The following is a 10,511-nucleotide window of genomic DNA, read 5'->3' as shown; positions in this document are numbered from 1 at the left end:
ACGCTGTTCTTCTTTCGCGACGGGCGACGGGCGTCCATCGTTCTTGCCGCGGGACTCGTGTTCTTCGTCTGCTGGGATCTCGCGGGCATCGGGTTCGGCATCTTCTTTCGCGGCGAGACGTCGTTCATGACCGGGCTGCAGCTCGCCCCTGAGCTGCCGGTGGAGGAGATCTTCTTTCTGACGTTGCTGTGCTATTTGGTCATGAACCTGTTCGGGTTCGTGACGCGGGCTCTCGACAGGAACCGTTCCGTGCGCGAGGCGGCGCGGCCATGACCTACTGGACGTTGAATGCGCTCTTTCTCGCGATTGTCGCGCTGGTCGCGATCGTCGCGGCCCTGCGCATCCGGAGCACGCGGCCCTGGATCGCGATCGCGATCACCCTCGGTGTCGTGCTGGTCATGACGGCGGTCTTCGACAACGTGATGATCGGCGTCGGGCTGGTCGGCTACGAGCCAGCGCTCATCTCGGGAGCGTTTCTCGGCATCGCGCCGCTCGAGGACTTCGCCTATGCGATCGCGGCCGCTATTCTGCTGCCGTCGCTCTGGCTGCTGCTGCCCGCCCGCGTTGGGGAGCCGCGCGCATGATCCGCCAGTTGCTGCTGTCGTCGCGGCCCCTCTCGTGGGTCAACACGGCGTTCCCGTTCGCCGCCGGATACTTGCTGGTCACGCGCGAGGTCGACCTCTTGTTCGTGCTGGGCACGCTCTACTTTCTCATTCCGTACAATCTCGCGATGTACGGCATCAACGACGTCTTCGACTACGAGTCCGATCTGCGCAATCCGCGTAAGGGCGGCGTCGAGGGCGCCGTACTCGACAAGTCGCTGCACCGGATCACCCTCTGGGCGGTCGTGATCACGAACGTGCCGTTCATCGTGTTCCTCGTGCTCGTCGGGTCACCGCTGTCGTGGCTGGTGCTGGCCGTGAGCCTCTTCGCCGTGCTCGCCTACAGCGCACCGAAGCTGCGGTTCAAGGAGCGCCCGTTCATCGACTCGCTCACCTCGAGCACGCACTTCGTGAGCCCCGCGGTCTACGGCCTGGTGCTGGCCGGAGCCGCTTTCTCTCCGGCGCTCTGGGCGGTGCTGGCCGCCTTCTTTCTCTGGGGCGTGGCGAGTCACGCGTTCGGCGCGGTGCAAGACATCGTCGCCGACCGCGAGGGCGGCATCGCGTCGATCGCCACCGTCATCGGCGGAGCGGCCACCGTGCGCTTCGCCTTCGTGGCATATCTGCTGGGCGGCGTGCTGATGCTGTTCACCACGTGGCCCGGGCCTCTGGGCGCACTGCTCGTGCTGCCGTACGCGCTGAGCGTGCTGCCGTACTGGTCGATCGCCGATGCGGATGCGGAGCGCGCGAACCGAGGTTGGCGCCGGTTTCTGCTGTTCAACTTCATCTCGGGCTTCGTGGTGACCATGCTGCTGATCTGGCTGCGGGTGCTCGTTCCCTGAACCGCGTCCGCGCTCCGTTGGTTATGGCTCGTAGTGCAGGCTCGGCCACGTCGATCGGCCCGTCCATCCCCGCTTCTGCAGTTCGCGCTCGATCACCAGCAGGATGTGGTGCGGCTGCACCAGATCTCCGCGCATCACGTCGATCGTCTTCCAATCGACCTCGTCGAGTTTGCGCTGGCGCCGGATGTCGTTCTCCCAGGCGTCGTGGCTCGTCGCGTGCACGAAGCCCTTGTATTCGATGCCCAGGTGAAAGCCGCGAACACGCAGGTCGGGGCAGGCGAGCACCCGTCCGTTGTCGTCGCGCACGGGCTCGTTGACGATGAGCTCGGGAAAACCGGCCTTCTGCAGGAGGAGCCGCAGCTCGGTCTCCTTCGGCGAGTCGACACGTTCCCGCACGGCGTCGAGAGCCTCGGCGATGAGTGCGCGCTGGCGCCGGCCCGAGTGGGCGGAAGCGGCCTCGCGCAGCCGCTGGCGAGTGGTGAACGGGCGGCGTGTGCCGTCGGGTTCCCTGAATCCCCGCAGCAGGTAGTCTCCGGCGGCGACGAGCTCGAGGAGGTTGAGCTGCGTCGCCAGGTCGAGCCAGGTCTGCTCGGCGGTGCACATCCGGAGCCCCCGCGAGCCGTGCCAGGCCTGCGTGCGCGGTGCGGTCGAGTGGCCGACGATGCCTCGGGCCCGGGGTGGTCGCAGTGGCCGGGCTACCGTCACGTGGATGTCGGCAGCCCTCTCGAGTCGCCGCGGAAGGGGGCATCCGTAGAGCAGCGCCGCCGTGGAGTGGCTGATGTACGACTCGGCGGGGGCGATAGACTGCCACGCGAGGCACCGCTGCCGCAGGGTGGGTGCGCTCGAGGCGAGCCGAGTTCCGTAGAAGGGCGCGTGCAGGTCGGATGCGCGGAGCCGGCTACGGCTCACGCCCGCGCGGCGGGCGTCAGCAACCGAGAAGGGCGCGTTGCGGAAGTCGTCAGGCAGCGGGGCGGCGTGGGGCATCCGCCCAGTGTCACGGAAGACGCGCCGATTCGTCGCAAGTTGTCCACAGGCCTCGACCGGGCAGGTGCCGTCGTCAGATGTCGCACATGGTGGCCTTCGACCACTCCGCACCAGCAATCTGCGTCACCTCACCACGGGCGCCTTCGGGAGGGAGAGGTGATGTGGCGCAGATGGCGAGCTTCGGCCGGATGAGGCCGCCATCTTCGACAGCTCAGTGTCGGAGGTCGGGGAGCTTCACGAACATCATGAGTACGAGGCCCACCGCGACGACGAGCACGATGCCGAGGATGCCCCAGTACTGCGCGCCCGCGACGGCGATGAAGAGCGACCAGAGGCCGGGGGAGATGAAGCTCGCCGCACGCCCGGTCGTGGCGTAGAGCCCGAAGATCTCACCCTCGTGACCCACCGGAGACAGGCGGGCGAGCAGCGAGCGCGACGCGGTCTGGGCGGGGCCGACGAACAGGCAGAGAGCCAGGCCGCCTATCCAGAACACGATCTTGCCGGCGTCGTGCAGGGCGAAGACGCCTAGGCCCGCGACCACCAGACCGACGAGCGAGAAGAGGATCACCGCGCGCGGGCCGAAGCGGTCGTCGAAGCGCCCGGCGACGATCGTGCTGACGCCGGCCACGAGGTTCGCGGCGATTCCGAACGCGACCACCTCGAGAAAAGAGAAGCCGAAGGTACCCGAGGCGATGATCGCTCCGAAGGCGAAGACGCCCGCCAGGCCGTCGCGGTAGACGGCACTCGCCACGAGAAACCAGAACGTGGGCCGGCTCTCACGGAACAGTCGACTGATGTCTCGAACGAGAACCGCGTAGCTCGCGACGAAGCCGACCCGGGGGCCGAGCGCCGTCGCCGGGGGCAGCTCGGGCACGAAGACGAAGATCGGAATCGCGAAGAGAACGGTCCAGACGGCACAGCCGACGGCGACGATGCGGAAGGGCAGCCCGTTCTCTTCGGAGAGTCCGAACCAGTCGGCGCTGTATGCCACGACGACGACCACGAGCGCCACGATGCCGCCGATGTAGCCGAGTCCCCAGCCGAGGCCGCTGACCCGCCCGATCGACTGCTTCGTCGAGACTTGCACGAGCAACGCGTTGTAGTTCACTCCGGCGAGTTCGTTGAAGACGCTGCCGACCGCGACGAGCGAGGCTCCGAGCACGAAATAACTCGGCTGCCCCTGCACGAAGAAGAGCCCGCCCATGCACAGGATGAGCAGGATCGTGTAGACCAGCAGGCCGGCCTTGCGGTTGCCGGCGCGGTCGGCACGCTGGCCGATGACCGGCGCGAGAACGAGGATGACGAGCCCGGCGAGAAAGATCGCGAAGCCGAAACCGCTGGCGAGGTCCGCGAGCCCCGCCACCTTCGCGGGGTCGTCGTCGGGCAACGCGGCCACGTCGGCCGGCAGGAACACGTCGGTCGTGAGGTACAGCGCGGTGAAGATGAAGGTGAGAATGACCGAATTGAAGGGCTGCGTCGCCCAGTCCCACAGCGCCCACGCCCTGACCTGCCGTGCGGGAACACTCATGGTCACACAGTAGCGCCGCCGCGGCTAGGCTGAGCGAATGGATCGGCACCGGGGAGTCTTTCTCGGCCGAGGCCGCGGCGGAGACACAGCAGATCTGCGCGAGCACAATCTCGCAATCGTGCTTCGTTACCTGCGCGACTACGGGCCCTCGTCGCGTGCTCGAATCGCCGAATGGTCGGGGCTCGGACTCTCCACGCTCACCGGCATGATCGCCGAGCTCAAGGAGCTCGAACTCGTGTCGGAAGACCTCGCGGCCACCCAGGCCCACGTCGGTCGGCCGACGCACTCGGTCTTCCTCGCAGGCGGCCGCCTGGTCGTCGCGGGCCTGCGCCTCGACGTCGACGGCGTGCAGGCTCGCACCGCCACCGTCGCCGGCGATCACCTCGGCCAGTACTCCGACAGGCTCGACCTCGTGCGGGCGCAGCCCGAACTCGTCGCGGAGGCGCTCGCGACCGCCATCGACTGGGTTCTCGAGAGCGTCGACGCGCCTCGAACGCTCGTGGCGATCGAGATCGCGTCGGGCTGGCCCGGCGAGCATGACCTCGTGCCGGATGTCGCGGCACGGCTGGCCGCTGCCGGCCGAGCCGATATCACGCTGGGTGCGGCGTCGGTCAGCTCGTGTTCCGCTCTCGCGATCGTGCGCAGCGACACGAAGGGCCTCTTCGTCGATAGGAGGGCCGTGTACATCGGCGGTGAGCGCTCACTCGTCGGGGGAATCATCGTCGACGGCGAGCCGCTCGACCTCCGCGGCTCTCGCGCGGCCGATTTCGCCCGCATCCCCTCGGCGCTGCCGGGCGGGGGTCGCGAGACCCTCGCCGATGTCGTCTCGCTGCCGTCGCTGCTGGCCGCCGCAGGCATCCGGTCGCGGGGCGACGCCGAGATCTACGCCCACGCGCACCCTCGGGATGCGCGCGCCGCCCTGCTCGCAGCGCTCGGCGAGGGCGACCCGCGGGCTGTCGATGCCGTCACCCACGCGGCGGGGGTGCTCTCGGGTGCCATCGACGCGATCGTCGCCGTGCTGGGGGCCGATGTCGTCGTACTCGACGGGTATCTTGCGGCGCTCGGGGCGTGGCTGGTGCCGGCCATGGATGCGCGAGTGCAGGTCGTCGTGGCGGCGCCGCTGGCGTCGCGCGCGGTCGACGGCGCGGTGTTCGCGGCGCGCGACGCCGTTCTCGCGCAGCCGTCGCGGCTGCGTGCGTAGCCCTTTTTCGCGGGCGCGTTCAAACTTGAGTCGACCTAGCTCAAGTTTTGCTGTGAGGACTTGACACCCATCTCGGCCGCTGGCACACTTGAGTCAACAAGGCTCAACCCTTGGGCAGACTTAGCATTTCGTTTCAGCAAGCAAAACAAGGAGAAATCACCCACATGGCTCGTGCAGTAGGAATCGACCTCGGTACCACCAACTCGGTTGTCGCGGTCCTCGAAGGTGGAGAACCCACCGTCATCGCCAACGCGGATGGCTTCCGCACGACCCCCTCGGTGGTCGCCTTCACCAAAGACGGCGAGGTGCTCGTCGGTGAGACCGCGAAGCGCCAGGCCGTCACCAACGTCGACCGCACCATCTCTTCGGTGAAGCGCCACGTCGGCACCGACTGGACCGTCGACATCGACGCCAAGCCGTACACCCCTCAAGAACTCTCGGCGCGCATCCTCGCCAAGCTCAAGCGCGACGCCGAGTCGTACCTCGGCGACACGGTCAGCGACGCCGTCATCACGGTTCCGGCGTACTTCAACGACGCCGAGCGCCAGGCCACGAAAGAGGCCGGCGAGATCGCAGGCCTCAACGTGCTGCGCATCATCAACGAGCCCACCGCCGCCGCGCTCGCCTACGGCCTCGACAAGGGCAAAGAAGACGAGCTCATCCTGGTCTTCGACCTCGGTGGCGGAACGTTCGACGTCTCGCTCCTCGAAGTCGGAAAAGACGACGACTTCTCGACCATCCAGGTGCGCTCCACCTCCGGTGACAACCGCCTCGGTGGAGACGACTGGGACCAGCGCGTCGTCGACTACCTGATCAAGCGCTTCAAAGACGCCACCGGCGTCGATGTCTCGGGCGACAAGATCGCCAAGCAGCGCCTGAAAGAGGCCGCGGAGCAGGCGAAGAAAGAACTCTCGTCGTCGACCTCGACCAGCATCCAGCTGCCGTACCTGTCTCTCACCGAGAACGGCCCCGCCAACCTCGACGAGACGCTCAGCCGCGCCAAGTTCGAGGAGCTCACCAGCGACCTGCTCGACCGCACGAAGAAGCCGTTCGAAGACGTCATACGCGAGGCCGGCGTCTCGGTCAACGACATCGCCCACGTGGTGCTCGTCGGTGGATCGACCCGCATGCCCGCCGTCGTCGACCTCGTCAAGAAGCTCACCGGTGGCAAAGACCCGAACAAGGGCGTCAACCCCGATGAGGTCGTCGCCGTCGGCGCGGCCCTCCAGGCCGGCGTGCTGAAGGGCGAGCGCAAAGACGTTCTGCTCATCGACGTCACCCCGCTGAGCCTCGGCATCGAGACCAAGGGCGGAATGATGACCACCCTCATCGAGCGCAACACGGCCATCCCGACCAAGCGCAGCGAGACCTTCACCACGGCAGACGACAACCAGCCGTCCGTCGCGATCCAGGTCTTTCAGGGCGAGCGCCAGTTCACCCGCGACAACAAGAACCTCGGAACGTTCGAGCTGACCGGCATCGCGCCGGCCCCGCGCGGCATTCCTCAGGTCGAGGTCACCTTCGACATCGACGCCAACGGCATCGTGCACGTGTCCGCCAAAGACAAGGGCACCGGCAAAGAGCAGTCGATGACGATCACGGGAGGCTCCAGCCTGTCGAAAGACGACATCGCCCGCATGGTTCGCGAGGGTGAAGAGCACGCCGCCGAAGACAAGAAGCGCCGTGAGGCCGCCGAGGTGCGCAACAACGCCGAGCAGCTCGCCTACTCGATCGACAAGCTCATCAAAGAGAACGACGACAAGCTGCCCGAAGACGTCAAGACTTCTGTTCAGGCCGATGTCGACGAGCTCAAGACCGCGCTCGCCGGTGAGGACAACGACGACGCCGTGAAGGCCGCGTTCGACAAGCTGAACGAGAGCCAGGGCAAGCTCGGCGAGGCCATCTACGCCTCGAGCCAGGCCGACGCCGCGGCAGCGGGCGACGAGCCGACCGACGCCCCTCAAGACGCCCCGAGCGACGAAGACGTGGTCGACGCCGAGGTTGTCGAAGACGACGAGCCCACGAAGGACAAGTAACCATGACTGACCAGTCACATCCCGAGAACGGGCCTGACGAGTCGGTCGACACCCCGTCGACAAGCTCGGGGAACGAGTCGTTCCCCGAGCCTGTCGAAGGGCAGCCCGTCGAGGGTGAGTTCATCGAGGCCGAGGGGCCTGATGTCGAGACCTCGCTGAGCGACGCAGACCTGAGCTTTCTCGACGACGCGTCGACCGCGTCATCGTCGACGGCCTCAGACGAGGTGCTCGCCGCAGAACGGCTCGCCGACCTGCAGCGCGTCACGGCCGAGTACGCCAACTACCGCAAGCGCACCGAGTCGAACCGTGAGATCGAGCGCGAGCGTACGGTCGGCGACGTCGTGAAGGTGCTGCTGCCGGTGCTCGACGACCTCGACCGTGCTGAGAAGCACGGCGACCTCGGAGACGGGCCGTTCGCATCCATCGCGCAGAAGCTGCGCGGCGCAACCGGGCGCCTGGGACTCGCACCCTTCGCGGCCGTGGGCGACGATTTCGACCCGCAGCTGCACGAGGCGATCTTCCAGCAGCCGTCGGCCGAGGTCGAGGTCGAGACGGTCGCCGACGTCATCGAGACGGGCTACTACCTCGGTTCCACGCTCTTGCGTGCGGCCAAGGTCGTCGTCTCGACGCCGGTCAGCGCGTAATCACAACCTGGTAGCCCCTTCGACACGCTCAGGGAATGGATTCGTTCCCTGAGCCTGTCGAAGGGCTGAACAAAACAAGGAAAACATGGCCAGCCAGGATTGGTTCGACAAAGACTTCTACAAGGTGCTCGGCGTCTCGAAAGACATCTCCGAGGCCGAGCTCAAGAAGACCTACCGCAAGCTCGCGCGCACCTACCACCCCGACTCGAACCCCGGCGACCCCCAGGCCGAGGCCAAGTTCAAAGAGATCTCCGAGGCCAACTCGGTGCTCTCCGATCCTGACCAGCGCAAGGAGTACGACCAGATCCGCGCGATGGGTTCCGGGGCACGATTCCAGGCTCCCGGCCAGCAGGGCGGCGGCTTCGAAGACGTCTTCGGCGGCATGTTCGGCGGCGGCGGCGCAGGCGGTCGCGGTGGCCAGCAGTACACCTACACCCAGCCCGGTGCCGGCGGCCAGTACGACGACCTGCTCGGAGGACTCTTCGGCGGCTCGTCCGGCGGGTTCCGCGGATACGGCGGGCCGACCCGGGGCCGCGACGTGACGGCGCGCGCCACCATCGACTTTCACACAGCCACCAAGGGCGACACCATCACGCTGCAGACGGCAGACGGGCGACCGATCACGGTCAGGATTCCAGCCGGCGTCTCCGATGGCCAGAAGATCAAATTGCGCGGCAAAGGCGAGGGCAGTCCCGACGGGGGCGAGTCAGGCGATATCGTCTTGACCGTGACCGTGCGCAAACATCCCGTATTCGAACGCGACGGGTTGAACCTCCGCGTGAACGTTCCCGTGACCTTCGTCGAGGCGACCCTGGGTGCGACGATCGAGGTTCCGACCCTGGGCGGAGACCCGGTCAAACTCAAGGTCGCTCCCGGCACGCCGTCGGGTCGCGTGCTGCGGGTCAAGGGTCGCGGCGTCGAGACGTCGAAGGGCACGGGCGATCTCCTCGCCGTGGTCCAGGTCGCCGTTCCGGCGCACCTGAGTGCCGAGGCGCGTGAGGCCCTCGAAGCCTTCCACGCGGTCGAGCCGCAAGAGAACCCGCGCATCGAATTGCTCTCCAAGGCGCACGAGTAACCGGTCGCATCCGCATCACCCCGCACCAGCCAGACAGGAGGGCAGGCCATGGACGAGAACTCACCGATGTTCGCGATCGCCATGGCCGCCGAACTGGCGGGCATGCATCCGCAGACCCTGCGCCAGTACGACCGCATCGGGCTGGTCAGCCCCACGCGCACGGCCGGCAAGTCGCGCCGTTACTCGATGCGCAACGTCGTGCAGTTGCGCGAGGTCGCGCGCTTGTCGGCCGAGGGCGTCAGTCTTGAGGGCATCGCCCGCATCCTGACCCTCGAGAACCAGGTGACGGCCCTCTCGAGTCGCGTTCGCGAACTCGAGGGCGCCCTGGCCGACGAACTGCTGAATCGACCCAACCGGCGCGTCTTCGCGGCAGGCGTGCAGGGCGACGTGGTGTCGCTGAAGCACGGAACCCGATCGGCCCGCCGCACGGAGATCGTGATCTGGCGCCCCAATTCCGCAGACCGCGACTGACCTCGCCAGCAGGTACCGGTGCGGTCAATAGCTCCCGGTGTGCCGGTATCCACTGTCCGCGCCGGTAGCTGCTGCTCAGGTCACCGGAGTCGAGACGAAGAGCAGGCGGTCGCTCGCGACCAGCTCGTTCAGTGTGAACACTCGGTCGAGGTCGTGGCCCGCCGCCACGGCGGCATCCCGCTGCGAGTTTGTCTGCGGCGCCATGCGCCCCTGCATGAAACCGCCGAGGGAGCGCACCGCGCACGCCGCGATGATGCCCTCCGGAGTGCCGCCCACCCCCATCACGGCGTCGATGCCCGATCCGGGCGTGGCCGCGGCGATCGCGATCGACACATCTCCCTCGCCGACGAGGTGCACGCGCACTCCGACGCCGCGCAGCTCGGCGACGACGGATGCGTGCCGCGGCTTGTCGAGAACTCCGACGACCAGTTCGTCGATCGGCTTCGCGAGCGCCCGTGCCAGCCGCGCGGCGTTCTCGGCCGCCGACGCGCCGACGTCGAGCACGCCGATCCCCGCCGCAGAAGAGATGAGCTTCTGCATGTAGAACACGTCGCGCGGATCGAACATCGTGCCCCGAGGCGCCAACGCGATCACGGCCACGGCCCCGGGCAGGTTCTCCGCCGCCAGCCTCGTTCCGTCGAGCGGGTCGACGGCCACGTCGCACGCCGGCCCCGTTCCCGTGCCGAGCCGCTCGCCGTTCGCGAGCATGGGAGCCTCATCCTTTTCTCCCTCGCCGATCACGACCGTGCCCGCGAAGGGGGCCCGGCCCAGCGCATCCCGCATCGCCGCCACGGCCAACTCGTCTGCGCCGCTCTTGTCGCCCGACCCCACGAGCGGCAGGCATGCGGATGCCGCGGCCTCGGTCGCGCGCACGATGGCGGCCACGAGATCGGCCGGGTAGTTGTGGGCTCCGACGACGGTGGTCGGCGCGAGGGACGGCGTGTGCGAGGGCATCACTGAAGAGGGTAGCGTTCTCACTCGTGAGCACTCCTTCGATTGTCGAGATCCGCGACACGCCGTTCGACCACCCCGACTCCGAGACGCTGCGCGCCGCCCAGCGAATCGAGATCGATGCGCGCTACGGAAGCGACACCGAGCCGGGAACCAAGCCGTCGGCATCCGATGTGCCCG

General features: G+C 67.5%; 11 protein-coding genes. 8 read left to right on the top strand and 3 right to left on the bottom strand.

Going from position 1 to position 10,511, the window contains the following annotated elements; translation table 11 throughout:
- The 3 genes from ACE5CZ_RS11050 to ACE5CZ_RS11040 form a co-directional block, all read left to right on the top strand.
- Positions 1–273 (top strand): lycopene cyclase domain-containing protein (locus ACE5CZ_RS11050; RefSeq protein ID WP_374947382.1); only part of this gene is annotated, 273 nt, incomplete at its 5' end.
- Positions 270–584: a lycopene cyclase domain-containing protein gene (locus tag ACE5CZ_RS11045; protein ID WP_374947381.1), complete on the top strand. Its 315-nt coding sequence runs from the start codon at positions 270–272 to the stop codon at positions 582–584. The genes ACE5CZ_RS11050 and ACE5CZ_RS11045, both read left to right, overlap by 4 nt.
- The gene (locus tag ACE5CZ_RS11040) at positions 581–1,441 is read left to right on the top strand and encodes a prenyltransferase (RefSeq protein WP_374947380.1); all 861 of its coding nucleotides are present in this window, start codon (positions 581–583) and stop codon (positions 1,439–1,441) included. Before ACE5CZ_RS11045 ends, ACE5CZ_RS11040 begins: the two co-directional genes overlap by 4 nt.
- Before the next feature lie 21 nt (positions 1,442–1,462).
- Here the strand turns inward: ACE5CZ_RS11040 and ACE5CZ_RS11035 are convergent, their stop codons facing one another.
- A complete protein-coding gene (locus ACE5CZ_RS11035) occupies positions 1,463–2,425 on the bottom strand; it encodes a hypothetical protein (RefSeq protein WP_374947379.1) in 963 nt (320 codons plus the stop codon).
- Positions 2,426–2,636: 211 nt separating this feature from the next.
- A complete protein-coding gene (locus tag ACE5CZ_RS11030) occupies positions 2,637–3,953 on the bottom strand; it encodes an MFS transporter (RefSeq protein ID WP_374947378.1) in 1,317 nt (438 codons plus the stop codon).
- A gap of 37 nt (positions 3,954–3,990) precedes the next feature.
- On the opposite strand from ACE5CZ_RS11030, the gene ACE5CZ_RS11025 reads away from it, so the two are divergent.
- The 5 genes from ACE5CZ_RS11025 (at position 3,991) to ACE5CZ_RS11005 (ending at position 9,380) form a co-directional block, all read left to right on the top strand.
- Positions 3,991–5,154, top strand: coding sequence for a hypothetical protein (locus ACE5CZ_RS11025; RefSeq protein ID WP_374947377.1), 1,164 nt, complete (start codon positions 3,991–3,993; stop codon positions 5,152–5,154).
- Positions 5,155–5,318: 164 nt separating this feature from the next.
- Positions 5,319–7,190 (top strand): molecular chaperone DnaK, encoded by a 1,872-nt coding sequence (gene dnaK, locus ACE5CZ_RS11020; RefSeq protein WP_374947376.1) that lies wholly within the window; start codon positions 5,319–5,321, stop codon positions 7,188–7,190.
- Between the two features lie 2 nt (positions 7,191–7,192).
- Positions 7,193–7,834, top strand: coding sequence for a nucleotide exchange factor GrpE (locus tag ACE5CZ_RS11015; RefSeq protein ID WP_374947375.1), 642 nt, complete (start codon positions 7,193–7,195; stop codon positions 7,832–7,834).
- Between the two features lie 85 nt (positions 7,835–7,919).
- Positions 7,920–8,909 (top strand): DnaJ C-terminal domain-containing protein, encoded by a 990-nt coding sequence (locus tag ACE5CZ_RS11010; RefSeq protein ID WP_374947374.1) that lies wholly within the window; start codon positions 7,920–7,922, stop codon positions 8,907–8,909.
- Positions 8,910–8,957: 48 nt separating this feature from the next.
- On the top strand, positions 8,958–9,380 hold the full coding sequence (locus tag ACE5CZ_RS11005) for a heat shock protein transcriptional repressor HspR (RefSeq protein WP_374947373.1): 423 nt from the start codon (positions 8,958–8,960) through the stop codon (positions 9,378–9,380).
- A 75-nt stretch (positions 9,381–9,455) separates the two neighbouring features.
- On the opposite strand, the gene ACE5CZ_RS11000 is transcribed toward ACE5CZ_RS11005, so the two are convergent.
- Positions 9,456–10,334: a fructose-bisphosphatase class II family protein gene (locus ACE5CZ_RS11000; RefSeq protein ID WP_374947372.1), complete on the bottom strand. Its 879-nt coding sequence runs from the start codon at positions 10,332–10,334 to the stop codon at positions 9,456–9,458.
- Between the last annotated feature and the right edge of the window lie 177 nt (positions 10,335–10,511).

It is taken from the genome of Agreia sp., from assembly GCF_964263775.1.
Classification (GTDB): domain Bacteria; phylum Actinomycetota; class Actinomycetes; order Actinomycetales; family Microbacteriaceae; genus Agreia.
The sequence above is the reverse complement of the archived record's forward strand: the minus strand, read 5'-3'. Positions and strand labels throughout refer to the sequence as shown.

Bases quoted from the DNA above. Each gene is read 5' to 3' on its own strand.
- ACE5CZ_RS11030 (WP_374947378.1), bottom strand. From the start codon at position 3,953: ATGAGTGTTCCCGCACGGCAGGTCAGGGCGTGGGCGCTGTGGGACTGG.
- ACE5CZ_RS11015 (WP_374947375.1), top strand. From the start codon at position 7,193: ATGACTGACCAGTCACATCCCGAGAACGGGCCTGACGAGTCGGTCGAC.
- ACE5CZ_RS11000 (WP_374947372.1), bottom strand. From the start codon at position 10,334: ATGCCCTCGCACACGCCGTCCCTCGCGCCGACCACCGTCGTCGGAGCC.
- ACE5CZ_RS11005 (WP_374947373.1), top strand. From the start codon at position 8,958: ATGGACGAGAACTCACCGATGTTCGCGATCGCCATGGCCGCCGAACTG.
- ACE5CZ_RS11025 (WP_374947377.1), top strand. From the start codon at position 3,991: ATGGATCGGCACCGGGGAGTCTTTCTCGGCCGAGGCCGCGGCGGAGAC.
- ACE5CZ_RS11040 (WP_374947380.1), top strand. From the start codon at position 581: ATGATCCGCCAGTTGCTGCTGTCGTCGCGGCCCCTCTCGTGGGTCAAC.
- ACE5CZ_RS11035 (WP_374947379.1), bottom strand. From the start codon at position 2,425: ATGCCCCACGCCGCCCCGCTGCCTGACGACTTCCGCAACGCGCCCTTC.
- ACE5CZ_RS11010 (WP_374947374.1), top strand. From the start codon at position 7,920: ATGGCCAGCCAGGATTGGTTCGACAAAGACTTCTACAAGGTGCTCGGC.
- ACE5CZ_RS11045 (WP_374947381.1), top strand. From the start codon at position 270: ATGACCTACTGGACGTTGAATGCGCTCTTTCTCGCGATTGTCGCGCTG.
- dnaK (WP_374947376.1), top strand. From the start codon at position 5,319: ATGGCTCGTGCAGTAGGAATCGACCTCGGTACCACCAACTCGGTTGTC.